This is a genomic window from Streptomyces sp. Je 1-332, assembly GCF_040730185.1.
Taxonomy (GTDB): Bacteria; Actinomycetota; Actinomycetes; order Streptomycetales; family Streptomycetaceae; genus Streptomyces.
In genome coordinates, this window is sequence record NZ_CP160402.1 from 3021042 (window position 1) to 3044336 (window position 23295).

At 69.5% G+C, this 23295-nt stretch carries 20 protein-coding genes, 1 tRNA gene and 1 pseudogene; 6 read left to right on the plus strand and 16 right to left on the minus strand.

The genetic code is table 11. The annotated features are described in order from the left end of the window. Positions 1-3: 3 nt before the first annotated feature. From ABXJ52_RS13665 to ABXJ52_RS13675, 3 genes are all read right to left on the minus strand, one after another. Positions 4-957, minus strand: coding sequence for an ATP-binding cassette domain-containing protein (locus tag ABXJ52_RS13665; protein ID WP_367042240.1), 954 nt, complete (start codon positions 955-957; stop codon positions 4-6). Between the two features lie 153 nt (positions 958-1110). Next, entirely contained in the window at positions 1111-1854 is a 744-nt protein-coding gene (locus ABXJ52_RS13670) for a TrmB family transcriptional regulator sugar-binding domain-containing protein (protein ID WP_367042241.1), read from the minus strand. A gap of 608 nt (positions 1855-2462) precedes the next feature. Further along, on the minus strand, positions 2463-3068 hold the full coding sequence (locus ABXJ52_RS13675; protein WP_367042242.1) for an HAD family acid phosphatase: 606 nt from the start codon (positions 3066-3068) through the stop codon (positions 2463-2465). Positions 3069-3270: 202 nt separating this feature from the next. On the opposite strand from ABXJ52_RS13675, the gene ABXJ52_RS13680 reads away from it, so the two are divergent. Beyond that, the gene (locus tag ABXJ52_RS13680) at positions 3271-3483 is read left to right on the plus strand and encodes a hypothetical protein (RefSeq protein WP_367042243.1); all 213 of its coding nucleotides are present in this window, start codon (positions 3271-3273) and stop codon (positions 3481-3483) included. Here ABXJ52_RS13680 and ABXJ52_RS13685 read toward each other — a convergent pair. The 8 genes from ABXJ52_RS13685 to ABXJ52_RS13720 form a co-directional block, all read right to left on the minus strand. Then, a complete protein-coding gene (locus ABXJ52_RS13685) occupies positions 3458-3739 on the minus strand; it encodes a hypothetical protein (RefSeq protein WP_160505209.1) in 282 nt (93 codons plus the stop codon). The genes ABXJ52_RS13680 and ABXJ52_RS13685 overlap by 26 nt on opposite strands. A gap of 77 nt (positions 3740-3816) precedes the next feature. Further along, positions 3817-4494: a response regulator transcription factor gene (locus ABXJ52_RS13690; RefSeq protein WP_367042244.1), complete on the minus strand. Its 678-nt coding sequence runs from the start codon at positions 4492-4494 to the stop codon at positions 3817-3819. After that, positions 4455-5732, minus strand: a complete 1278-nt coding sequence (locus ABXJ52_RS13695; protein WP_367042245.1) for a sensor domain-containing protein — start codon at positions 5730-5732, stop codon at positions 4455-4457. The genes ABXJ52_RS13690 and ABXJ52_RS13695 overlap by 40 nt, the downstream gene beginning before the upstream one ends. 166 nt (positions 5733-5898) lie before the next feature. Next, entirely contained in the window at positions 5899-7581 is a 1683-nt protein-coding gene (locus tag ABXJ52_RS13700) for an AMP-binding protein (protein WP_367042246.1), read from the minus strand. Between the two features lie 156 nt (positions 7582-7737). After that, entirely contained in the window at positions 7738-8340 is a 603-nt protein-coding gene (locus ABXJ52_RS13705) for a lytic polysaccharide monooxygenase (RefSeq protein WP_367042247.1), read from the minus strand. Between the two features lie 177 nt (positions 8341-8517). Further along, positions 8518-9231, minus strand: a complete 714-nt coding sequence (locus ABXJ52_RS13710) for a nucleoside/nucleotide kinase family protein (RefSeq protein ID WP_367042248.1) — start codon at positions 9229-9231, stop codon at positions 8518-8520. Then, complete coding sequence (locus ABXJ52_RS13715; RefSeq protein ID WP_367042250.1) at positions 9218-10408, minus strand: SPFH domain-containing protein; 1191 nt, start codon at positions 10406-10408, stop codon at positions 9218-9220. The genes ABXJ52_RS13710 and ABXJ52_RS13715 overlap by 14 nt, the downstream gene beginning before the upstream one ends. A gap of 100 nt (positions 10409-10508) precedes the next feature. Then, positions 10509-11813, minus strand: a complete 1305-nt coding sequence (locus tag ABXJ52_RS13720; protein WP_367042252.1) for a peptidoglycan-binding protein — start codon at positions 11811-11813, stop codon at positions 10509-10511. A 232-nt stretch (positions 11814-12045) separates the two neighbouring features. Between ABXJ52_RS13720 and ABXJ52_RS13725 the strand changes: the two genes are divergently transcribed. The 4 genes from ABXJ52_RS13725 (at position 12046) to ABXJ52_RS13740 (ending at position 17159) form a co-directional block, all read left to right on the plus strand. Then, positions 12046-12119, plus strand: a tRNA-Lys gene (locus tag ABXJ52_RS13725). Positions 12120-12197: 78 nt separating this feature from the next. Then, a complete protein-coding gene (locus ABXJ52_RS13730) occupies positions 12198-12935 on the plus strand; it encodes a FadR/GntR family transcriptional regulator (RefSeq protein ID WP_367042253.1) in 738 nt (245 codons plus the stop codon). A gap of 301 nt (positions 12936-13236) precedes the next feature. Further along, positions 13237-15222 (plus strand): glycosyltransferase family 2 protein, encoded by a 1986-nt coding sequence (locus tag ABXJ52_RS13735; protein ID WP_367042255.1) that lies wholly within the window; start codon positions 13237-13239, stop codon positions 15220-15222. After that, on the plus strand, positions 15219-17159 hold the full coding sequence (locus ABXJ52_RS13740; protein ID WP_367042257.1) for a kelch motif-containing protein: 1941 nt from the start codon (positions 15219-15221) through the stop codon (positions 17157-17159). Before ABXJ52_RS13735 ends, ABXJ52_RS13740 begins: the two co-directional genes overlap by 4 nt. A 99-nt stretch (positions 17160-17258) precedes the next feature. Here the strand turns inward: ABXJ52_RS13740 and ABXJ52_RS13745 are convergent, their stop codons facing one another. Continuing rightward, positions 17259-18293 carry a glycoside hydrolase family 6 protein gene (locus ABXJ52_RS13745; protein ID WP_367042258.1) on the minus strand — a complete coding sequence of 345 codons (1035 nt, stop codon included), beginning with the start codon at positions 18291-18293 and terminating at the stop codon, positions 17259-17261. A gap of 161 nt (positions 18294-18454) precedes the next feature. Here ABXJ52_RS13745 and ABXJ52_RS13750 point away from each other — a divergent pair, with 161 nt between their 5' ends. Continuing rightward, entirely contained in the window at positions 18455-19210 is a 756-nt protein-coding gene (locus ABXJ52_RS13750) for a GAF and ANTAR domain-containing protein (RefSeq protein WP_367042260.1), read from the plus strand. A 314-nt stretch (positions 19211-19524) separates the two neighbouring features. Here the strand turns inward: ABXJ52_RS13750 and ABXJ52_RS13755 are convergent. The 4 genes and pseudogenes from ABXJ52_RS13755 to ABXJ52_RS13770 form a co-directional block, all read right to left on the minus strand. Continuing rightward, positions 19525-20196, minus strand: a pseudogene (locus ABXJ52_RS13755) (class F sortase); the annotation flags it as partial. Between the two features lie 15 nt (positions 20197-20211). After that, the gene (locus tag ABXJ52_RS13760) at positions 20212-20775 is read right to left on the minus strand and encodes a hypothetical protein (RefSeq protein ID WP_367042262.1); all 564 of its coding nucleotides are present in this window, start codon (positions 20773-20775) and stop codon (positions 20212-20214) included. A 71-nt stretch (positions 20776-20846) separates the two neighbouring features. Then, complete coding sequence (locus ABXJ52_RS13765; RefSeq protein WP_367042264.1) at positions 20847-21626, minus strand: HAD-IIA family hydrolase; 780 nt, start codon at positions 21624-21626, stop codon at positions 20847-20849. Positions 21627-21697: 71 nt separating this feature from the next. Beyond that, positions 21698-23248 carry an alkaline phosphatase family protein gene (locus ABXJ52_RS13770; protein WP_367042266.1) on the minus strand — a complete coding sequence of 517 codons (1551 nt, stop codon included), beginning with the start codon at positions 23246-23248 and terminating at the stop codon, positions 21698-21700. Positions 23249-23295: the final 47 nt, after the last annotated feature.

The window sequence follows — 23295 nt, forward strand, 5'->3', positions numbered from 1 at the left end:
AGGTCAGGAGTGCGCCGGAGCGACGGGGGACTGCTCGGCGAGGCTGACGTAGACGTCGTCGAGGGTCGGCTCGGCCAGGGAGATCTCGACGATGCCCACACCCGCGTCGTCCAGGGCCCTGACCACCGCGGCCAGACCGGTGGACGACTCCACGGGGACGGCGACGAGACCGTCGGGCTCACCGGCCGCCGGCTCGAGTCCCGCGGCGCGCAGGGCGTCGAGCGCGACGGGGACGGACCCGGCGCGGGCCAGGGTGGCGCGGACGGTGCTGACACCCAGCTGCCCCTTGAGCTCCGCGACCGTGCCGTCGGCGATGATCGTGCCGTGCCCGAGGACGACGACCCGGTCCGCCAACTGCTCGGCCTCTTCGAGGTACTGGGTGGTGAGCAGCACCGTCGTGCCCTCGGCCACCAGTTGACGCACCAGCTCCCACAGGGCGTTGCGGCTGACGGGGTCGAGCCCGGTGGTCGGCTCATCGAGGAACAGCACCTGCGGGTGGCCGACGAAGCTGCCCGCGAGGTCGAGGCGGCGGCGCATTCCGCCGGAGTAGGAGCGCGCGGTTCTGTCCGCCGCCTTGGTCAGGTCGAACATTTCCAGCAACTCGTCGGCCCTGGTGCGTGCTTCGCTCTTGCTCGCACCGAGCAGCCGGGCCACAAGGACGAGGTTCTCGCGCCCCGAGAGGCCTTCGTCCACGGCGGCGTACTGGCCGGTGAGGCCGATACGCCGTCGCACCTCGGCCGCCTCGCGCACCACGTCGAACCCGGCGATGCGGGCCGTGCCGCTGGTGGGCGGCAGCGCCGTGGCAAGGATGCTCACCAAGGTGCTCTTGCCCGCGCCGTTATGTCCGAGCAGGCACAGGACTTCCCCTTTCCCAATGCTGAGGCTGACACCGTCGAGGGCCTGCATGGAGCCGAAACTGCGGCTTATATCTCTCGCTTCGATCATCACGCTGCTCACGGAATGTCATTCCTCGCAAATTGCGGATCAGGGCACCCAAGGTGCAGGCAAACCATTCCTACATTCCCCGCACTTCGCGCCACAAGGACGGCTACAGCAAGCTGCCATGGGGTACTCGGGGCACCCGGAATTCCGGGCGTGCGTGACAAGTTCTTACCCGGCCCGCCGACGCCCGACGGCGGACCCTTCGGTCAGGGGGGCCAGCAGGCCGAGCTCGACGGCGCGTGCACCTGCCTGAAACCTGGAGTTGGCTCCGAGCTCACGCGTTATTTCTGCGACGTTCCTGCGATAGGTGCGCACGGACATGCCGAGTTCGCGGGCGGCGACTTCGTCGGTACGGCCGGAATTGAGGGCGAGCAGGATCCGCCGGGCGAGGGCGCTGCGGGAGCGGTCGCTCAGGCCGCGGTAGTCCGAGAGCGCGGCGCTGGACGACCAGGAGACGCTGAAGAGCGTGCGCAGGTTGCGCAGGACGGCGGAGGCGTGGATGACGACGGCCTCGCGGACGCTGATGCCGTTGCGGGACCACACCACGCCCGACACCCCGTCGGCGAGGACCATCTCCTGGAGCGGCGCGGTGACGAGCCGGGCCTCGACGCCAGGGGCGTACTTCTCGAGGTGCTCGGCAAGCGCACGGTCCTCCACCAGGCCGATGCGGCCCAGGAGTTCGACCTGGACGCCGCGCGCCGCGGCCCGGCCGAGGTGTCCGATCAACTGCAGGGTCTCTTCCTCGCCCTTGCCGGAGAGCACGACGGAGAGCGACCGTCCGGCCGAGGCGATCACGCGCTCGGTGGCGACCCCGACGGATCCCTCGTCCGGGTCGAGGGCGGCGATCAGACGCCCTTCGCTGCGATGACGGTCGACTGCGGATTCGACGAGCTTGCACGCTTCGAGCAGCATGCGTTCGACCTCGCCGCTGGAGGGTCCGGATGAACCAGATCTCAGCTCGGCGAGTATCGGGCCGGAATCCGATACATTGTCAGAATTGATAGACGTACGCGGCACAGCTCCCCCTGAAGCTTAACCAACATGAGCCCGAAGACGACTAGTTCGAAATGTATTTTGAGTACTCTGCGGAATGAACGACGTCACAGAGAAACAGTTCAAGAACAGTCGGAATTAACCGGCGCCCGACACGAGGCATTCCTCACGTCGGCATGCTTGGCCGGACATCAACACCTACGAAACACTGGCAATGCCCCCGTCCCCCGTGGACACCCGATGCGCGAATCGCACATTTCGGATTCAAGACATCCGCACGGGACGTCAGTTGTTGCACAGTAACCAAAGCGGCCTCCCATAGTCAACGCGCCCCGGTCAATGCTCCACTCTCCAAATTACGGGAAACCTCATTGTATGATCGTGGGACGCCAGCTACGCGTGCGGCACATGGTTAGACACGGCGTAAACAGACTCACGGGTAACACACGCGAGCCTCCCGGCACACCGTCCTGTGAGGAATGGTGCGCCGGGAGGCCGCGGTGATCAACAAATCCTGGTGCTCAAGCCTAGGACAACTGGCCGTCATAGTCGGGCAACTTGAATGTACGCTCGGCGTGCCCGCCCTCGAAGTCCGTCCCGTTGTTACCGATATTGGCGATGATCGTGTAGCCGAGCCCTTCGATCTGGGCCCGCTTCGCGGCCTTGAACTCGGCCGGGCTGCCGAAGAGATCGCCGATGGAGCGCTGGTAGAGGCCGGCCACCGGGTAGCCCACGGACTTCAGGTTCGCCTTCGTCACGAACTCGATCAGGTCAGGGCGCGCGGTGACGAAGAACACAGCCACACCATGGTCGTTGGCGTACTGGGCCAGTTCGAGCACCGGCTCGACCTCGGGGGTCGGCGGGAACGGATGGAAGTGCGTCTCCAGGGAGGTGTTGTCGATGTCGAGGACGATCGCCTGCTTCTGGCCCGCGCCCTCTTCGATGCGCCTTTCCAGATACGGGCGGGCCTCGTCGGTCACCTCGAGCACATCGCGCTGCCAGGTGCCGTAGTCGACTCCGGCCGCCGCCGCCACCGTGGCCCGGGTGGTCTGCTGCGCGGCGGGCTGGTCGGCCTGCGCCCCGCCGACCACGCCGAAGCCCCATATGGTCGCCACCGCGACGGTGGTTCCCACACGCCGTCTCCACTGCGCCATCGTATGAACGTCCCCTTGTGAAGTGCTGCGAAGTGCGGCGCCCAGTGCCGCCCGATGACGTCAACCTAAGCCGCGCGAAAGGGAGTTGTCGCAGGTGCTGGCCACAACCGGAGGGGGGCCTCAGGTGGCACGTGTCATGTACCGAGCACGTCGTCCGGCTTGCGCCGAAGCGGCTTGATCCGTGGCAGGTTGCTGCCACGGGCTGCGGTCGTCGACGATGACGCTGCTCGGCCACCGTGCCCGCTGGGCGCGACGGCGGCTGCGGCTGCGGCTGCGGCTGCGGCTGCGGCTGCGGCTGCGGCTGCGGCTGCGGCTGAGCCATCAGCGGTACGGGGTGTGCGAGGCACCGTCCTTCGGCTCCGCACCGGTCAGGCGAGCACGACCCAGTCCATGACCAGGGCGGCCACCAGGCCGACGGCGAGGAGATAGCTGCCGAGCCTGGTCCGACCGCGCCTGCTGAGTTCGATCACCAGGCCGCAGAGGACGAGCAGCAGCCCGTACACCCCCACGACCAGCACGGACGACCGGCTCGCCAGGCGTACGGCGAGCACTACGGCCGCCGCGGCCATCAGCACCGAGGCCGCGGCGATCCGTATGCGCCGGGCCTGGCGCGGCGTGAGGCCTGCCCGTATCTGGTCTGACGTGCTCATGGTTCAGGATCGTAATCGAATGGGACGGTGGCCGATGCATCATGCATGCTTCCGGCCGCCGCCCCGTGCGTCCGGGCTCACGAGCGCAGGTACGCGAGGACCGCGAGCACTCGGCGGTGGGTTCCGTCTCCGGGTGGCAGATCCAGCTTGCCGAGGATGTTGCCGATGTGTTTGCCCACCGCCGCCTCGCTGACGACGAGTTCGGCGGCGATCGACGCGTTCGACCTGCCCTCGGCCACCAGGCCGAGCACCTCGCGCTCGCGCGGCGTGAGTTGTTCCAGGGGGTCGCGGCGGCGCCTGATCAACTGCCGTACGACCTCCGGGTCCACGACCGTCCCGCCGTCCGCGACCCGCGTCACCGCGTCGGCGAACTGCTCGACCTGGCCCACCCGGTCCTTGAGCAGATATCCGACGCCGGTGCCGTCGCCGGTGTCCAGGAGCTCGGCGGCGTACGAACGTTGCACGTACTGGCTGAGCACCAGGACCGGAAGCGTCGGCCGCCAGGACCGCAGGGCGAGGGCCGCGCGCAGGCCCTCGTCCTGGAAGGTGGGCGGCATGCGTACGTCGGTCAGGACGAGGTCCGGTTCGTGCGCGTCGACGGCGGCGCGCAGCCCTTCCGCGTCGCCGAGCGCGGCCGGCACTTCATGACCGAAGCGGGCGAGCAGGCCGATGAGCCCCTCACGGAGCAGCACGCTGTCCTCGGCGACGACGACCCTCAGTCGGCGGTGAGGTCCTGCGGGTGCTGGGCTCGGCACGGTATCTCCACGGACAGTACGGTCGGGCCGCCGGGTGGGCTGGTGAGCGTCAGTGTGCCATCGAGCACCGCGAGCCGGTCGGCCAGGCCGGTGAGGCCGGTGCCGCGGCCGGGGTCCGCGCCGCCTTTCCCCTCGTCGCGCACGTCTATACGGAGAGTGCCCTGCTCGTGCCGTGCGCGGATGTGCGCACGGGGCGCGTCGCTGTGGCGGGCGATGTTGGTGAGTGCTTCCCGAGTGGCGAAGTACGCGGCGGACTCCACGGGTTCGGGGAGGCGCGGCAGACCGGCCAGGTCGGTGTCCACGGGGATCGGGGAGCGGTCGGCGGCGTCTTCGACGGCGGCGGCGAGGCCGTAGTCGACGAGGACCTGGGGGTGGATGCCGCGGATGAGCTCACGCAGTTCCGTGAGCACGTTCCCCGCCTCGTCGTGGGCCGTGGCGAGCTGGTCCGCGAGGGGGCTGCCGGGGGCGGCGTCGAGCCTGGCGAGGCCCAGGGTCATGGTGAGCGCGACGAGCCGCTGCTGGGCACCGTCGTGCAAGTCCCTTTCAATGCGCCGCCGTTCGGCTTCGAAGGCGTCGACGAGACGGGCCCTGGAACGGGTGACTTCCGCCAGCTGGGCGGCCAGCTCGGCCTCGCGGGGCGCGAGGAGGAGGCGGACGAGGGAGGCTCGTGCGGTGGCGTAGGCGCCGAGGGGGTGGAGCAGCGCGGCGAGCAGGACGAGACCGAGGAGAGCGGTGGCGAAAGCGTGCGGGTAATCGCTGACGATCCACAGCTTGGCCGCGCGTATCTCCCCTCCATCGAGGGCGAGTTGGACAGGCGCGGCGATGAGGAGGGCGGGGGCGCCGACGGTGCAGGCGAGCACGAGCAGATCGAGGGGCCACAGCACGAGGGCGAACAGCACGGCGTACGCGAGCTCACGCCAGGTGGCCTGCTCCCTGAAACGCACCTTGAACCAGGCGAGGACGCCGGGGGCTTCGGGGGTGCGGTGGGGCGAGCGGGCGGTGGGGGCGGGGTCGACGATACGGAGCCGGCGGCGTTCGATGGCGGCGATGGGGATGCCGGTGAGGGCCAGGAGAGGAAGAAGGGGGAGCCCTACGAGAACGAGGGCGAGGCCAGCACTGACGACAAGAGCAAGCACCCCACCGACCAGAACCAGACTCCCGAGCAACACACCCCCCAGAAGGTAGAAGACACCCCTCCAGGCCGCCCGACTCCCCACCCACACAGTTTCCCTGGCCATGGGGGCCACGGTAGGGCAGGTCTGGCACAGGGCGGACGCGGGGCAATCTGTTCGTTCGCAGGTGAACGCGGGGCAATCGGGCGGGTGGGCGGGAAGGCCTGTTCGGCGCGAGGCGGATGCGGGGCAATCGGGCGGGTGGGTGGGGGCCCCGGCAGGGGAAACACGCTCAGGCCGGCAGCAGGCCCTCGCGGCCCTGGGCGCGGTACAGCCCCAGCAGCACGGACTCATCGGCGGAGGTGAACCGCCGGTAGACCCCCACCCCGGAGCCGAGGCCGGGGCCGGAGCCGGGGCGCCACCAGACAGACCCCCCGCAGCGGAAACCCTCCCGCCGCAGAACAGAGCGGGCCACCTTGTTGGTGGCCGTAACCGGCATACGCCCGACCACCCGCACGAACCGAGGCGCCATCTTCGTCCCCAGGTCCGGCTGGGCCAGGAGGAACTCGGCGAAGGCGAGGGGATCGAACTCCACCCCGGCCCGCGGACAGACCGCGGCCATCACCTGATCCCCCGCCACAGGATCAGGAACCGCGTACACCGCGACGGCGGCCGCCCCCTCCCACCGCGCAAGGATGTTCTCGATCATCGCCGCCGCCAGGTTCTCGCTGTCCACCCGCAGCCGGTCGTCCGTACGCCCCGCGAAGTAGAGGAACCCCTCCGCGTCCCTATAGAAGAGATCCCCCGTCCAGTACCAGCCGTCCCGAAGCCGCGCCGCATCCGCCTCGGAGTTCCGCCAGTACCCCTGGAACGGCGTGCGCCCCTTGTTCACCAACTCCCCTATCGCCGCCTCCCCGTTCAGCAGCCTGCCGTCCGCCGCGAAGACAGCGACCGGGCACTCCTCCCGCGTCCCGGGATCCACCACCGCCAGTTCGTCCCCCGGCGCCGGCCGCCCGATGGCCCCGGCCGGCGTGTCCGGCGTTCGCTGGATCGCGGCCCCGCCCTCCGAAGACCCGTACCCCTCGACAAGCCTCGCCCCGAACCGCTTCTCGAAGCGTGCCGCGTCCACCGCACCGGCCTCCGTGCCGAAGCCCATCAGGAGGGGGTTGTCCGTGTCGTCGGGGCGTTCGGGCGTGGCCAGGATGTACTGCACAGCCCTGCCCACGTACGTGAAGTACGTGACCCCGTGCGCCCGTACGTCGTCCAGGAACGCCGAGGCCGAGAAGCGCCGCCGCAGCGCCACCCCCGCCCCGGCCGCCAGCGCGGGCGCCCAGTCCGCGATCACCGCGTTGCCGTGGAACATGGGCATGCAGATGTAGTGGACGCCCTCCGGGCCGAGCCGGAAGTGGCCGGCCAGGGACTGCCCGGCCGCCGCGAGACGCCCCTGGGTGCAGATCGCGGCCTTGGGCGCGCCCGTCGACCCGGAGGTGAAGTAGAGCAGCATCCGCCTCGACGGGGTCGCCGTCCGCGAGATCTCCGGGCGCGCGTCCGCATAAGGGGCAAGCAGCTCCCCGTACGCCTCCGTGTCCGTCACCAGGACGCGCACGCCCGGGAGTTGCAGGCCGTCGAGGAGGGCGAGATGCGCCCGTTCCGTGATCAGTACCCGGCAGTCTGTGTGCACGATGTCGCGGGCCAGTTCCGCGCCCCTGCGCGTGGGGTTGATGCCCGCTACCGCCGCGCCCGCGAGCGCCGCCGCGCTCAGCCACAGGGGGTACTCGGGGGTGTTGTCGAGCAGCACGCCGACGTGCGGCTCCACCCCTCTCGGCAGCAGGTCGGCCAGGAGCGCCGCCCTCACCGCGGCGCCCGCCGCGACCTGGTGGTGCGTCATCTCCTGGTGCTCGAAGCGCACCCCGGGGCGGTGGTCGCCCCAGCGCGCCCGCACGAGTTCCGCGACGGTGCTCCCGGTGGACTCCATGGCCGCGCACCATAACTGATGCGCCGTCAGATAGGGAGAGAGGGCTTCTCGGGTCACGGAGGGAACCGAGGAGGCAGGTCCGCGCACACCGTGCCGGTCATGGACGGCGTGCGCGGAACCAACCCGTGGGGAATACCGTGGCGCTTGAAGCCCTGCTCAGAACTTGACGTCGGAGCAGGCGTAGAACGCGTTCGCCGTGTCGTGGACCGTCCACACCGCGACGATCACGTGGTGACCGCTCCTGCCGCCGGGAATCGTTCCGGAGTGCGAGAGCGTGGCGGGCGGCTGCTGTCCGTTGTAGGGGACGTTGAGGAACGGGGCCGTGTCGAGGGCGGCGCGGGTGACCGGCTTGCTCTCGTCCCAACCCTGCTTGGTTATGTAGTACTTGAAGTCGGTGGTGCGGTGACGTGCGGTGAACTGCCAGCGGAAGCTGTAGTTCTGACCTGCGCTGACACTGGTCGTCGGCCAGGCTCCGCCGCCCGGCGCCTTCGGCTGGTTGAGCGAGTCGAAGCCGCCGATGCCCGCCGAGCAGATCTTGCCGTCGGCCGGCCCTGACGCCGGGAAACCCTTGGGGCCCTCGACGCTCTGGGGTTCGTACTGGATGGAACCGCAGCCGCTCACCGTGCCGTTGGCACAGTTGATCTGGCGGCTGGCGGGCAGGTCGGTGTATCCGTGGCCGCTCGCGCCGCCGGACGAGAGCGCGAAGGCCCCGACCGTGGTGGCGCCGAGCAGGGCCGCGTACAACTTCTTGTTTCGCATGCTGCCGCTCCAGGGGAAACGTGGGGGTTCCGTGAGCCGTGCGCGCGCTGCGGCACTGCGGGTGCAGTGGGATGCAGTGAGTTGCTTTGAGTTGCTTTGAGTTGCAGTGAATTGCAGTGGCTTTGCGTTGAGTTGCGATGAACTGCAATGAACACTGCGGTCTAGACCAAGCCCAGATTATGGGCGGTAGTTGAACATGTCCATACCAACCGTGGAGACGATCCGATCGCAGCGGTGGCGCGACTTCTCCACGAGATCGCCGTTCGGGCTGTCGTTCGTCGCCACCCAGGCCGCCGCCCCGTCGACTGTCAGGCCACCCGCCAACTGCCTTTCGATCAGGCGCTGTTGGCGTACCTCCGCTGGTGCCGCCACATACCAGCACTCCCCCATCAGCTCCCGCGCCGCACGCCAGCCGGGCAGATCGCAGGCCAGATAGTTCCCCTCGGTGACGACGAGCCTGGCGTGCGGCGGGACCCGGTGCCGGGCGGCCACCGGTTCGTGGAGAGTGCGGTCGTAGTCGGGTACGTAGATGTCGTGGCCGGTGTCGGAGAGGACCCGGCCGAGCAGCGCTCCGTACCCCCGTACGTCGAAACTCGGCTCCGAGCCCTTGCGGGAGGTCAGGGAGAGGCGCTCCAGCTGATCGTTCGAGAGGTGGAAACCGTCGAGCGGCAGATACGCGGCTCCCTCGCCGATCTCCTCCACCAGCGCACGCGCGAACGTCGACTTGCCGGCGCCGGGCGGCCCCGCGATCCCGAGGAGGGTGCGGGGCCGGTCCGCGGTCAGCCGCCAGGCGTCCCGGGCCAGGGCCGCGAGGCCGGGGGCATCGGCGGTGGCTCGCTCAGGGGCGTGGCCAGGTACTACTTGCTCAGGGGCGTGGTCATCGTTCTCCATGCCCCGTATAGAACGCCACCGTCAGGTCCTTGACCAAGGCCTTGCGCTCGTAGTCGTCGAGCTCGACGAGACCGCGGGTGGTCAGCCGGGTCACCGTGTCCTCGACGGAGTCCACCACCGAGGTGAGCACGCTGTCGCGATGCCGTGCGTCCAGGGCGGCGACCCGGCGCAGCCGCATGGTGTCGGCGATCTCGGGGGCGTACTCGATGCGGGTCGGCTGGGCGGAGAAGATCTCGACGCCGACCGGTTCGGCCTCCGCCGCGAGCATCCGGGTGAGCGCGTCGCCCACCGCGTCCGCGTCGCGCAGGGTCGGGGTGTCGTCGTGGAAGGCGTCGGCGGGCAGCCGGGACAGGACACGGGCGGTCGCCGCCTCGACGCACTCGCGCAGATACTCCTGGTGGTCGGCGACGCCGAGGGTCGCGCGCGCCGCGTCCTTGACCCGCCAGACCACGAGGACGACGACCCGCAGCGCGACCCCGCCCCGGTCCACCGCGGGCATCGGCTCGCTGCGCCAGTGCCGCAGGCGTACGTCGACACGGCGGCGCAGGAGGAGTGGGTTGACCCACATCAGGCCGGTGCGGCGGACGCTGCCGCGGTAGCGCCCGAAGAGGGAGAGCACCCACGCCGAGCCGACCCGGCCGCGGGCGAGCCCGCCGAACCCGAACAGGGCGAGCGCGCCCGACCCGGCGAGGGAGGCCCACTGCGCGATGCCGAGCCCGGCGTTCGTGTCGTAGCCGCCGCGCCCGTCGGGCCAGGGCAGCCCGGCCGCTCGCGCCAGCGGCTCCGGCAGCACCCCCGCCCAGCACAGCGCGGCCGCGCACCCGGCGACCCCGGCGCTCCCGCCGAGCACACCGACCGCCCCGGGCAGCACGCGGGCCGGCCGCTCGCCGAGCGCCGGATCCACCTCGGGCAGCGGGCGCGGGGCCACCCTCGCCGGGGGCCGCCGGGCGGCGCGGGGCTGCTCACCCGTTCCGTGCCGCCGCCCCACCACGGCGGGCGACAGCGAGACCCCGGGGTCACCGGGATCGTCACGGAAGAGCAGATGGATGGGGATCTCGGTGGTGGCCTCGCTGTGAATCAGACGCGGCGGTCGCGCGGCGGGCGTATCCGGGGCGCCGGTGGCCCGCGGTTCCTCGGGCTGAGGGGCCTGTGACCGTGATGCCGCTGTCGCACTCATCCTTGCCTCCACCTCATCGGTGCCTCGATCCCGTCCATGCCGCGGCCACTTCCGCTCTCCTGATCCGCACCCCTGGAGCGCGTGGCCCCGCACAGCTGGTTCATGCGAACAACCGCCGCCAGGTCTCGGGGCCGGGGAAGCCGTCCGCCGCCGCGCCCCGCCAGCCCTGCGCCCGCTGGAACGCCTCGACGTTGCGGCGGTCGCTCTCGCTCCAGAGCGGGCCAGGACCCTGTGCGTAGTGCTTGCCGTAGCCCTTCTTCACCAGCTGCCTGCCGAGCTTCTCCACCGACGGGCTCGGCCGGCCGGGGCGGAACACTCCCCTGCCGGGGTAGGCGGGCGCCCCGGCCTGGGGGGCCGCTCCCGCGCGGGGGATGTCACGGCCCTTGCCCGTCATCAGGTACGACCAGGTGGCGGGGCCCGGCAGGCCGTCCGCGTCACGGCCGGTCCAGCCCTGCGCCAGCTGGAACGCCTGCGTGGCCCTGCGATCGGCCTCGCCCCAGCGCGGGCCGGGCCCTGTCGTGTAGAAGCGCGCGCCGCCCCGCCCGATCAGCGCCTTGCCGAGCTGCGTGACGTACTTGTTGTCGGCGCCGGGGCCGAACGATCCCGCTCCGGGGTAGCGCGTCACGGTCGCCGGCCCCTTGCCGCCGGGCGTAGAGCTCGTCACCCGTTTGTAGCGGTACGCCAGATAGCGGTTCCCATTGCTCCAATAGGCATAGGGAGTCGTCTGCTTCCGGGCGTGCGGGCGGGCCTGTTCGTACGCGACGTACTGCGTGCCCGCCGTGTTCGCCCAGCCGCCGAAAATGGTGACGTGCGACCCCTTCTCGGGGTTCGCCGGATTATGGAAGAGAAGGATGTCGCCGGGCTGCAGATCGCTCTTCGTAATGCGTACGGCGAACGAGGAGAGGCTGCCCGTCCATTCATTGGTGCCGAGATTCCAGGCCATGGACACATAGCCCGAGCAGTCCTGCCGGTATCCGTCGGACCAGTACGAGGTCATGCTGTACGGCACCTTCGCCGCGACCCACTTCTTGGCGCGGGCCATGATCTCGGCCCGCGTCGTAGCCGGCGCCGCCGACGCCACGGGGCCCGGGGAGCCCGGCGCACCGTGCAGTGCGCTCGTGTGGCCCTGCGGGCTGTCGGGGGCGGGGCCTGTCGCCCCCGGGTCCTCGTCCGCCGGAGCGCCCTGGATGCCGGGAGCCGCCACCGCGGGAAGCGCCTGGCCGCCGCCGAGCACGGTGCCCGCCGCCGCTGCGATGACCAGGGCGCGCCGCGCGCCGTGCGCCGCCGGGTGACCGCCTTGCCGTACGGGGAGTGCGTGGGTCATGGTCCGTCGCCTGTGAATACATCCGGGGCAGTCGCAGTCGCTCTCCGGGTCGAATTCCTCGAATACCGGAGCAACGTCCATGCGATTCCCCTCACACTCCAGGAAAGAATGCCTGCGTCGCATCTGCACAGTCGTCAGCTTCTCAACTGTCCGGTGATATCGCATGTTGACGGTCCGAATGATGGAGGCGTCCGTATTCAGGCTCCCGAACCCGCCTGAGGTCCGCCCCCGGGCAATGCCAGGGACGCCGGGCGCCGGGCCGCGGTGGTGCGGAGCACCCGTCGGCATCCGGTAGAGTTCTCCAGGTCAGCAGGCGCCGCTAGCTCAGTTGGTTAGAGCAGCTGACTCTTAATCAGCGGGTCCGGGGTTCGAGTCCCTGGCGGCGCACAGACAGCGAAAGCCCTCCGTTCACGCGGGGGGCTTTCGTCGTGCTGCCCCCGGCGGAGTTACCGCTACCGTTGCGCCATGGCGCGCGACATTCAGGAGCGGATCAAGAAGCTCATCATCGACCAGCGACTGCCTTCCGGGGCCTCTCTGCCGACCGAGCCCGAACTGATGGAACGCCTCGGCGTCAGTCGGAACTCCGTGCGAGAAGCCCTCAAGGCGTTGCAGGCGATGGGCATCGTGGAGATCCGGCACGGTTTCGGCACCTATGTCGGACCCATGTCGATGGCGCCCATGATCGAGGGCCTGACCTTCCGCACGGTGGCCGGCCACTACCGCGGCGAGGACAGCCTGCTCCAGCTCCTGGAGCTCAGGGAGGCCGTGGAAACGGGGCTCATCGCGCGCCTCGCCGGTCGCATCCCGGCCGCGGACCTGGCCGAACTCGACGCCCTCGTGGACCGGATGGACTCCGAGACGGCGGCGGCGGCGGACGACGGCAGCGGCGGCCGGCCGGGCGCCGTGCGCACCGAGACCGACCGAGCGTTTCACGCCACTCTCTACCGCTGTCTGCGCAATCCACTGCTCGGCGAGGTCCTGGAGGCGTTCTGGGACGCCTTCCACAAGGTACGTACCGATCTGGTCGACGTTCCGCAGGACCCCAAGGTCACCTGCCGCCAGCACCGGGAGATCCTCGACGCGGTCCGGTCCGGCGATGTGCTCCGTGCCGAGCGGGCGATACGGGAACACTTCGGTAATATTCGAACGCGATTGAGCGCTCCTGTCCCAACAGGCAACTCAAATCGCTCGTATGACCGGTAAACCCCTTGTTTCGCTCTTGCGATCATGGCAAAGGGCGTAGAACCTTGTGCTGGAGCCATTGGCTCACATGAGGCAGGCGGTGCGGGGCAGTTGGGGGCCCGCCCGAAGCCCGGACGGGGATGGGGACCGGGGGGTCCCGTTAACGATTGGATGCCGAGGGGGGCATCATGCAACCGGAAGGTAGCTGTTCCATGTCTAAGGGGACGGTGGCCTGCCACTGATGCGTCCGTGAAGGTCGGGGGACCGAGTCGGACGGAAGGACCAACGAACACGCGGACGACCGCGTGCGGGGGGATGACTCATGACGTCGACGCCGACGGGCGCCCGGCCGAACGACCCGTCAGAGACGACTCAGCTGCGGGTGCCATCGCACCGGACAGGCGGGTTCCGGCGTATCAAGAAAGCCTTGCCGAGGTACGACTACGAGCACTACAGCCGTCTCGCCGGGCCGCTGACGCAGCCGGATCCGACCAAGCCGTACAAGGTGCAGTACCGCTCCCTGCTCTCGCAGGAGCCGCACCGGATCAGAGCCGCGCTGATGCTGGGAGCGGCGCCGCTGCTCTCCCTCGTGCTGCTGGCCTGGCTGCTGCAGCCGACGCACTGGACGAAGCGTGACTACGTCGCCAACGACTGGCTGCCCACGCTCGACATCGTCATGCTCATATCCATCGGCCTGATCGAGTTCTTCCGCTGCATGAACGTGCTGTCGAACGCGCACGCCACGCTCGTAGCCCGTGACCCGATACCCGTGGTGCCCGAGACCGGCACCCGCGTCGCCTTCCTCACCTCCTTCGTGCCCGGCAAGGAACCCCTTGAGATGGTGACGAAGACGCTGGAGGCGGCGGTCAGGATCCGCCACCGCGGTCTGATGCACGTATGGCTCCTCGACGAGGGCGACGACCCCGCCGTCAAGGAGGTCTGCCAGCGGCTCGGCGTGCACCACTTCTCCCGCAAGGGCATAGCGAAGTGGAACATGAGCAAGGGCCCGCACCGCGCCAAGACCAAGCACGGCAACTACAACGCCTGGCTGGACGCGCACGGCGACGACTACGACTACTTCGCATCGGTCGACACCGACCACGTCCCGATGCCCAACTACCTCGAGCGGATGCTCGGCTTCTTCCGCGACGAGAACGTCGGCTTCGTCATCGGCCCGCAGGTCTACGGCAACTACGACAACTTCATCACCAAGGCCGCCGAGTCCCAGCAGTTCCTCTTCCACGCGCTGATCCAGCGCGCGGGCAACGCGTACGGCTCCCCCATGTTCGTCGGTACGAGCAACGCCGTACGCATCAGCGCCCTGAAGCAGATCGGTGGTCTGTACGACTCGATCACCGAGGACATGGCGACCGGCTTCGAGATCCACCGCGCCACGAACCCGCGGACCGGCAAGAAGTGGAAGTCGGTCTACACCCCGGACGTGCTCGCGGTCGGTGAGGGCCCCAACGCCTGGACGGACTTCTTCACCCAGCAGCTGCGCTGGTCGCGCGGAACGTACGAGACCATCCTGAAGCAGTTCTGGAAGGCGCCGTTCTCGCTGCCGCCGGGCCGCCTCTTCAACTACACGATGATGGTCATCTTCTACCCGATGTCCGCCATGAACTGGATCCTGGCCGCGCTCTCCTGCGCGCTGTTCCTCGGCATGGGCGCATCGGGCGTGAACATCGACCCGACGATCTGGCTGATGCTGTACGGCAACGCGTCCGCGCTGCAGATCGGCCTCTACATCTGGAACCGCCGCCACAACGTCTCGCCGCACGAGCCCGAGGGCTCCGGCGGTATCGCGGGCATGGTGATGTCGGCGCTCTCCGCTCCGGTCTACGCACGTTCCCTGCTCGACGCCGTGCTGCGCCGCAAGAGCAAGTTCGTGGTGACCCCCAAGGGCGATTCGGCTAGCCCGGACACCCTGTTCGGCACGTTCCGCATCCACCTGTTCTTCATCCTGGTCTTCGCCGGCTCGATGGCCGCCGCGTTCGTGTTCGACCACGTCCACCCGGCGATGATCATCTGGGCCACGTTCGCCCTGCTGATCACGGCCGCGCCGATCTTCGCCTGGCGCTGGGGGATGCGGCAGGACAAGAAGAAGCGCAAATCCCAGCACGGACCCGGAGCTTCGGGGCCGCCCTCGGGCGGCGGGGACCCGATGGTGCCGCAGCAGCGTGACGCCACGGCGCAGCTGCCCCAGGCACACCAGCCTCCGCAGGCGCCGCACGCGCCGCAGCAGAAGCCCAGCTGGGCAGCGAACGACCAGACCATGCAGATCGCCCTTGGGGGACGTAAGAAATGAAGGACCGCTCCAGCCGCCGCCGCGCCCGACGCATCGCGATAGGCGCGGCGGTGGTCATAGCGCTGGCCGGGATGAACGGCCCGTGGCTGTGGCGCGTGGGCTCGGAGAAGTACCACGACTACAAGATCAACAAGCCGGAGTACAAGGCCGACAACGGCCACTGGCAGGTCGTGAACTTCCCCGAGGAGTACCGCCAGAACACGATCCACGCGGCGCTCCTGCACACCGGCAAGATCCTCCTGGTCGCCGGCTCCGGCAACAACCAGAAGAACTTCGACGCCAAGAAGTTCGACACCCGCCTGTGGGACCCGGTCAAGAACACGATCAAGAAGATCAAGACGCCCGTCGACCTCTTCTGCACCGGCCACACCCAGCTCGCGAACGGCAATCTCCTGATCGCGGGCGGCACCCAGCGCTACGAGAAGCTCAAGGGCGACATCACCAAGGCCGGCGGCCTGATGGTGGTGCACAACGAAGACCCGGACAAGCCGATCACGCTGCCCGCGGGCACGAAGTTCACCGGCAAGAAGAACGGCAAGACGTTCGTCTCCAAGGACCCGGTCGTCGTCGAGCGCGCCAAGAAGGTCTTCGACAAGCAGACCGGCGCCTTCGTCCGCAACGAACCGGGCCTCGGCCGGGTGTACGTGGAGGCGCAGAAGAGCGGCACGAAGTACGAGACGGGTACGCAGGACAACTACCGCGTGCAGGGCCTCAAGGGCGCCGCCACCCGCAACACGTACGGCATCGCGCAGAAGCTCGCCCTGGACAAGAAGGACTTCCAGGGGATCAAGGACTCCTTCGAGTTCGACCCGGTCGCCGAGAAGTACATCAAGGTCGACCCGATGAACGAGGCCCGCTGGTACCCCACGCTGACGACGCTCTCGGACGGCAAGGTGCTCAGCCTCTCCGGCCTCGACGAGATCGGCCAGCTGGTCCCGGGCAAGAACGAGGTCTACGACCCCAAGACGAAGAAGTGGACCTACACCAAGCAGGTCCGCCAGTTCCCCACCTACCCCGCCGTGTTCCAGCTGGAGAGCGGCAGGCTCTTCTACTCGGGCTCGAACGCGGGCTACGGCCCCGATGACGTCGGCCGCAAGCCCGGCACCTGGGACCTGGAGAAGAAGGGCAGCTGGAAGGGGATCCCGGGGATGAGCGACCCCAACCTCCTGGAGACGTCCAACACGGTCGAGCTGCCGCCCGCGCAGGACCAGAAGTACATGGTCGTCGGCGGCGGCGGTGTCGGCGAGTCCAAGAAGTCCAGCAAGAAGACCCGCATCGTCGACCTCCTGGACGACAACCCGAAGTTCGTCGACGGCCCCGAACTGGAGAAGGGCACGCGTTACCCGCAGGCCTCGACCCTGCCCGACGACACGGTGCTCATATCCGGCGGCTCGGAGGACTACCGCGGCCGCAGTGACTCGAACATCAAGCAGGCGCGGATCTACGACGCCAAGACCGGCGACATGCGACGGGTGGCGGACCCGGAGGTCGGGCGCAACTACCACTCGGGCTCGATCCTGCTGCCCGACGGCCGCGTGATGTTCTTCGGCTCCGACTCGCTCTACTCCGACAAGGCCAACACCAAGCCCGGAGAGTTCGAGCAGCGCATCGAGATCTACACCCCGCCGTATCTCTACCAGGGCTCGCAGCCCACGCTCACCGGCGGCCCGAAGGAGATCAAGCGGGGCGGGTCGGGCACCTACAAGACCCAGCACGCCTCGTCCATCAAGACGGCCCGCCTGATCAGGCCGAGCGCCTCGACGCACGTCACGGACATCGACCAGACGTCCGTCGCGCTGGACCTGAAGAAGTCCGCGGGCGGCGTCACGGTGACGATCCCGAAGGAGAAGAGCCTGGTGGAGTCCGGCTGGTACATGCTGTTCGTCACGGACGACCAGGGGACACCGAGCAAGGCTCAGTGGGTCCACGTGCCGTAAGTAGCGCCCCGTAAGGGGCGCGGGGAACTGCGCGAGCAACCAAAGAAAAGCCGCAGTCGCATCTGACGGAATCCCGGCAGATGCGACTGCGGCTTTTCGCTACTTCGCGCCCGCGGCCAGCTTCAGCGCGTACTCAGGCCACCACTCCCCCGCCTTGGGGCCGCCCCTGCACGTGCCGTCCGACTCTCCGGGTCGCTTGACCCAGAGATACGCGTCCACCAAGGGATCACCCGTCTTGGTGGTCGGCGCCTCGCCCAACGCACGCCCCGGCGGGTTGCACCAGGTGTCCTTGCCCTTGGTGTACGGGCCGTTGCCGTTGCGCGCGGTGTCGATGACGAACGGCTTGTTGCCGATCTTCGCCGAGAGCTTCTTGCCGAACTCCGTGCTGGCCTCGGTGGTCTGGAAGTTCGAGACGTTCACCGAGAAGCCGTCGGCCTGCTCGACGCCCGACCACTTCAGGGGCTCCCAGAGCGAGTCGGGGTTCTTCCAGCCCGCGTTGCCCGCGTCCAGGTACACCTTGGTGTTCTTCAGGGACTTGAGCTTCTCGATGGCGCCCTTGAGGAGGTCGTAACGCTCCTCGTGGAACTCCTCGGGCGTGCAGTTGTCGACCATGTGGAGCACGGCGTCCGGCTCCAGGATGATCGTGGCCCTGCGGTCGCCGATGCCCTTGGCGACCTGGTCGATGAACTTCCTGTACTCGTTGCCGTCGGCCGCGCCGCCGCCCGAGTACTGACCGCAGTCGCGGTGCGGGATGTTGTAGAGAACCAACAGGGCGTCCCGGTCGGCCTTCTGAGCGGCCTCGGTGAAGCCGCGCGCCTGGTCCTCCGCGTTCTCCGGGACGATCCATTCGGCGACCGGCTGCTCGGCGATCTTCCGGATGAGCCCGGCGTCGTCCTTCTTGCCGTCCTTCTCGTACGTGGCGACCTGCTTGGCCGCGTTCCCCTCCGGGTTGACCCAGTACGGATCGGAGCCCTTGGGCTGCTGCTTGACCGGCTGCCCCGAAGACCCCTCCTCGCCCGAGCCGTCATCGGAGGAGCACCCCGACAGCAGCAGCGCAGCCCCCGCAAACGCCGCCGCAGCCTTCACCCCCCGGGACGCGGTCCGATGACCGCGGCCGGTGCCTTTGTGGTACATCCACTCCCCCTTGGGTGCACTGTCCGATTCTCAATCCTGACATACGCACTCCCCGCTCACGAGGCCCGCCCGTCGGCTGCGGAGACCTGTAGGAGACCTGTTACAGCACGGCGTCCGGGGGTAGGCGCAGTGCGCGGGGTGACGCTGTAGGGGAGGAGACCATGCGGGATCGCATCTCTGAACTACGGCTGGCCCACGTGCTTGTGGAGACCACGAACACCCTGGACGACGACTTCGACCCGGAGCGCTACCTCGGCCGGGTCGCGGGCCACTGCGTGGAACTGCTCGACGCGTCCGCCGCCGCCGTCATCTTCGACGTCCCCGGCACCCCCGCGCTCGCCACCGGTGGGCACCCCCGCGACCTCGCACTCGGCCTGCTCGGGGCCCAGCAGAGCGGCGGGCCCTGCGTGGAGAGCCTCGGCACGGGGCGGCTCGTGGCGCCTGTGCGGCTCGCGGCGGCCGAACCCGCGCGGCGCTGGCCGGAGTTCACCGCCCTGGCCCGGCGCCACGGCATCGGTGTGACGTACGCGGTGCCGCTGCGTCAGCGCGAAGCCCTGCTCGGGGCGCTCAACGTCTTCGTGCCCGAGACCTCCCCGGGCCCGCACGCCGACGGTGAGTTGAGTCTCGCGCAGGCCATCGCCGACGCCACCGCGGTGGGGCTGCACAACCACCGCGCCTACACGGAGTGCCGGACCCGCGCCACACAGCTCCAGACTGCCCTGACCAGCCGCGTACGCATCGAACAGGCCAAGGGCGCACTCGCCGAGCGCTGGCACACGGGGGTGGAGGAGGCCTTCGATGCGCTGCGGCGGTACGCCCGCAGAGAACGGCTGGCCATCGACGTGGTCGCCACCGAGGTGATCAAGGGATCGCTCGATGACGCGGCGCTGCGCGGCAGTTGGTCCGGGCCTTCCTGAAGGCCGCCCCGGCGACCGGCGCCACCTGCGGGGATCACGGAGCGGATGCGGATCACGACTTGGCGTCAAACCACCTCTAGGCTCCGGCGCTCATCCGTTCTACAGTCGTCTCAACGGCCCAAGCCCCCGGCCTGATCGCCCATCCCTTACATCGGGGTTGCCCACCGAACCTCCCGCGCCGGCGCCGGGTTACTCCCGCAGCTCGTGCGCGCGCGGTCGAGGACCAGCCCGGTCGACGGCTCCGGGGGGAGCGGGCCGCCGACCGGGCCGGGTTGTCCCGGTCTCCGGACCACGCGCCCCTCCGTGCCCTGCGACCCCACTCCGGTGAGGTAGGCGGACACCACCACGTTCGCCGAGTACGTCCCGGTCGCCCGGTCGAACGTGCCGCCGCACGTGATCAGACGGAGCTCGGCGCGGCCCTCCTCATGGGGGCCGTACGCCTTCTTCGCGTCGAAGTGGTTCCTGTTGATGACCTGGACGTCGTCCACGGTGAACTCGGCGACCGAGCCGTCGTCCCGGGTCACCCGGATCTTCTCGCCGGGGCGCACCGCACTGAGGTCGTAGAAGACCGCGGGGCGCGTCTCGGTGTCGACGTGGCCCACGAACAGGGACGTGCCCTCGGCGCCGGGGCGCGTGCCGCCGCCGTACCAGCCGACGGAGCCCGCCTGCTCGAAGGGCGGCGGATCGATGGCACCGTACTGATCGAGGCCGCGGGTGATCACCGGAGCCTGTACCCGCAGCGAGGGAACGTCGACGCGCAGCGGCCTCGCCGCGCCCAACGGCTCGTGTGCGTCCGGGAGTTCGACGGCGAACGGCCGGCCGACCGCCGCCACGTCGCCGTTCGTGGGCTCCGAGACACCGCCCCGTACGTCGGTGATCTCGCTGCCCCACAGCCAGAGCCCTACGAGCGCAAGCGCCCAGGCGATCCCGGTGAGGAAGCGCCCGTGCCCGGTCGGCCCCTCATGGTCCGCATCGTGACCTGCCATGTCGCTCGTCGCCCGTCACTCGGAGCGGCGCCGGCGCACGCTGCGCACGGCCACGGCCACGGCCGCCACCCCTGCGAGGACCAGGCCGATCACCGCGTGCCGGGTGCCGGGGCCGGCCTCCTGGGTGTGCGCGGCCAGCTCGGCGGAGCCGCCGCCGCCCGCGCGGACCGGGGAGCGGGGTTCGGTGTTCTGCTGGTTGGGGGGTTCGGCGTTCTGCTGGATGACGCGCAAGGTGCCCACGCCCTGGTGCGGGTGGCCGTCACAGACGACGGTGACATCGTGCGTACCCTCGACGCCGTCCCGGATGGTGGCCGAGCCGTTCAGGGTGTACTTGTCGCCGTCCCTGCCGGTCAGCTTCGCGTCCCCCGTGAACGCCCCCGACCCGGCGGACCCGGTCGTGCCGTCGCAGCCCGTGACGCTGATCTCCACCTTCGCCCCGGCGGCCACGGTGTCCGGTGAGACCGTGGCGTGCACCTTGGCCTCGTCATGGGCGTACGCGGGCGCCGTGGCGGCCATGGGGAGCACGGCGAGGGCAGCGGCCCCGGCTATGCCACACAAGGTGAGTGATCCTGTACGCATCGTGAACCTCCTGTTCCGAGGTTCACGCGCGGCGGCGGCTCACGCCTCCCGTGTGCGGCAAACGGGTGGTTTTACACGCGATCGACCAGGTCAGCGATGGAGTCCACGATGTTGGAAGGACGGAACGGGTGCTGGTCGATGTCCGCACGGGTCGTCAGGCCCGTGAGCACCAGGAACGTCTCCATCCCGGCCTCCAGACCGGCGAGGATGTCCGTGTCCATGCGGTCGCCGATCATGGCGCTGGTCTCGGAGTGCGCCCCGATCGCGTTCAGGCCGGTCCGCATCATCAGCGGGTTCGGCTTTCCGGCGAAGTAGGGGTTGCGGCCGGTGGCCTTGGTGATCAGCGCGGCGACGGCCCCGGTCGCGGGCAGCGGGCCTTCCATGGAGGGCCCGGTCTCGTCGGGGTTCGTGCAGATGAAGCGGGCCCCGCCGTTGATCAGCCGTACGGCCTTGGTCATGGCCTCGAAGGAGTACGTACGGGTCTCGCCGAGCACCACGTAGTCCGGGGCGTGGTCGGTCAGGACGTACCCGATGTCGTGCAGGGCGGTGGTGAGACCCGCCTCGCCGATGACGTACGCCGTGCCGCCGGGGCGCTGGTCGTCCAGGAACTTCGCGGTGGCGAGCGCCGAGGTCCAGATGTTCTCGACGGGCACTTCGAGGCCCATGCGGTTGAGCCGGGCCTGGAGGTCGCGCGCGGTGTAGATCGAGTTGTTCGTCAGGACCAGGAAGGGCTTGCCGGACTCACGGAGCCTCTTGATGAAGGAGTCGGCGCCGGGGATCGGAACGCCCTCGTGGATGAGCACGCCGTCCATGTCGGTGAGCCACGATTCGATGGGCTTGCGCTCTGCCATGGGGTGCACTCCTGCGGTGTACGGGTTGGCTGGGGCGCCGGGACAGCGCTGTGCCGACGCCCCCACCCTAATCAGGAAGCGGTGATCGTGACCCCGTCGATCACCCAGTACCAGTTGTTGCCGCCGGTGTAGCGGAAGCGGACCTGAGCCTTGGTGGCGCCTGCCGGGACCTGGAGAGCGATGCTCTCGACGACGGACGGGGTGTCCGCTGTGTACGTCTTCACGACGGCCGGGGCCCCTCCGTCGTACGAGACGAGCACCTCGCCCTTCTGCGGGGCCTCCTGGCGGTAGTACGTCGTGTAGGTGAGGGTGGCCCGCGCACCGCCCCGCACGTCGTACGAGGGGCTGACGAGCGTCGAGTCGAAGGTGCCCGAGTAGGACTTGTCGGTCCACTCGTCGCCATCGGCGACCGCGAAGACGTTGCGTGCGCGGATGTTGAGCTCACGCCGCTGGTCGCGCTCGGTCTTCGTCCAGAACTCGTCCGTGGTGAAGGACCAGCCGCGCCATTCGGTGATGCCGCCCGAGCCCATCCGGGAGTTGTCGACGCTCCAGCCGCTCGGCGGTGTGTGCGTGAAGCCGACGACTCCGGCGCCGATGCCGGTCTCGTCGACGGGCCCGGTGAGCTTGGCGCGCAGGGCGTCGAACGCGTCCGGCGTGGGCTGCTGCACGGGACGGCCGTCCAGGCCCCAGGCCGGGTCGATCGCGACGCCGAGGTGGGCGAGGGCGCTGGCGGCGATGTCGGGCATGCGCACGTCGTGGCGGACCGAGCCCGCCGTCACCCCACCACCCGTGGCGATCATGAAGGTCTGGCGCTCGGGCCAGCTGGAGCCGCCGTGGCCGCCGGCGTCGGTGTGCCCGTGGTCGGCGGTGATCATGATGAGCCAGTCCTCTGCGCCGTACGTGGCGCGGGACTTGACCGCGGCGACGATCTGGCCGACCTGGGCGTCCGCGCCCTTGATCGCGTCGAGATAGGCCTGGCTCGCGGCGCCGCTGTCGTGGCCCGCGTGGTCGATGTTGTCGAGCTGGACGAAGACCGCGTCGGGGTTGCCGCCCTTGACCTCGGCGACGGCGCGGGCGGTGGTCCCGGCGTCGTACTCGGCGCCGGGCGTGGAGACCCGGGTGTCGACCTTCGCGGAGAAGACGATGTCGGTGATCGGGGCCCAGGACGAGACCGCGTAGGTCCGAAGGTTGGGCTTCGCGGCTTCGATCCGGGTCATGAAGTCCGGGTAGGCGGCGAGGTTGTGGCCGGTGAACTCGTTGTTCACGACCCGGTGCTTGTCGGGCCAGACGCCCGTGATGAGCGTCGACCAGCCGGGGCCCGACGAGGTGGGCGCGAGCGGGTTGGCGTAGATGCTGCTCGGCGCGGTGAGCCCCGCGCTCATCAGGCCCTTGAGCGCGGGCGCGTCGGCCTCCTTGATCCTGCCGAGCAGGGCGCCGTCCAGGCCGATGACCAGGACCTTGGGGGTCTTGGCCGCGGCCCTGGCGACGGCGGCGAGTGGCCCTGCGGCCACCGCGATGGCGGCGGTGGAGACGAGGAGCGAGCGGCGGGATATGCCGTGCGACGACACGTGGTCCTCCGGGGTGTGTAGGGGGCTGGAGTTCGTGAGGGCGGGCGGGCGCATGCCAACGCCCCTGGAGAACCAGGGGCGTTGGGTCCATACCCGTTATC

Bases quoted from the DNA above. Each gene is read 5' to 3' on its own strand.
- ABXJ52_RS13700 (WP_367042246.1), bottom strand. From the start codon at position 7,581: ATGGAGTCCACCGGGAGCACCGTCGCGGAACTCGTGCGGGCGCGCTGG.
- ABXJ52_RS13695 (WP_367042245.1), bottom strand. From the start codon at position 5,732: ATGGCCAGGGAAACTGTGTGGGTGGGGAGTCGGGCGGCCTGGAGGGGT.
- ABXJ52_RS13760 (WP_367042262.1), bottom strand. From the start codon at position 20,775: ATGCGTACAGGATCACTCACCTTGTGTGGCATAGCCGGGGCCGCTGCC.
- ABXJ52_RS13750 (WP_367042260.1), top strand. From the start codon at position 18,455: ATGCGGGATCGCATCTCTGAACTACGGCTGGCCCACGTGCTTGTGGAG.
- ABXJ52_RS13765 (WP_367042264.1), bottom strand. From the start codon at position 21,626: ATGGCAGAGCGCAAGCCCATCGAATCGTGGCTCACCGACATGGACGGC.
- ABXJ52_RS13710 (WP_367042248.1), bottom strand. From the start codon at position 9,231: ATGGAGAACGATGACCACGCCCCTGAGCAAGTAGTACCTGGCCACGCC.
- ABXJ52_RS13670 (WP_367042241.1), bottom strand. From the start codon at position 1,854: ATGCTGCTCGAAGCGTGCAAGCTCGTCGAATCCGCAGTCGACCGTCAT.
- ABXJ52_RS13705 (WP_367042247.1), bottom strand. From the start codon at position 8,340: ATGCGAAACAAGAAGTTGTACGCGGCCCTGCTCGGCGCCACCACGGTC.
- ABXJ52_RS13770 (WP_367042266.1), bottom strand. From the start codon at position 23,248: ATGCGCCCGCCCGCCCTCACGAACTCCAGCCCCCTACACACCCCGGAG.
- ABXJ52_RS13730 (WP_367042253.1), top strand. From the start codon at position 12,198: ATGGCGCGCGACATTCAGGAGCGGATCAAGAAGCTCATCATCGACCAG.
- ABXJ52_RS13740 (WP_367042257.1), top strand. From the start codon at position 15,219: ATGAAGGACCGCTCCAGCCGCCGCCGCGCCCGACGCATCGCGATAGGC.
- ABXJ52_RS13685 (WP_160505209.1), bottom strand. From the start codon at position 3,739: ATGAGCACGTCAGACCAGATACGGGCAGGCCTCACGCCGCGCCAGGCC.
- ABXJ52_RS13715 (WP_367042250.1), bottom strand. From the start codon at position 10,408: ATGAGTGCGACAGCGGCATCACGGTCACAGGCCCCTCAGCCCGAGGAA.
- ABXJ52_RS13720 (WP_367042252.1), bottom strand. From the start codon at position 11,813: ATGGACGTTGCTCCGGTATTCGAGGAATTCGACCCGGAGAGCGACTGC.
- ABXJ52_RS13735 (WP_367042255.1), top strand. From the start codon at position 13,237: ATGACGTCGACGCCGACGGGCGCCCGGCCGAACGACCCGTCAGAGACG.
- ABXJ52_RS13745 (WP_367042258.1), bottom strand. From the start codon at position 18,293: ATGTACCACAAAGGCACCGGCCGCGGTCATCGGACCGCGTCCCGGGGG.